Genomic DNA, 284 nt, shown 5'->3' on the forward strand with positions numbered 1-284 from the left:
AGCCTGCTCGGCCTGCCCCCCTACGCGCTGGTGGTGGCCTGGCTCGTGAAGCACTTCTACGGCGAGTTCATCCACGCCGACCTGCCCTGGACCCTCGGACCGCTGCGGGCCGTCCTGGTCTCGCCGGCCATGCACCGCTGGCACCACGCCACCGACCCGGCGGCCTTCGACACCAACTTCGCCACGGTGTTCTCGCTGTTCGACCGCGCCTTCGGCACCCACCGTGGGCCGGGCCCCTGCGACGGTCCGGTCGGCGTCGCCGGGGTGAGCGAGCTCGGCCTCCT

1 protein-coding gene is annotated in these 284 nt (G+C 72.9%); it reads left to right on the forward strand.

The features are described from left to right. The coding region (locus ACLBXP_RS26000) for a sterol desaturase family protein (RefSeq protein ID WP_447670668.1) at positions 1 to 284 on the forward strand (284 nt) is incomplete at both ends.

This window comes from Methylobacterium sp. A54F, from assembly GCF_053346035.1.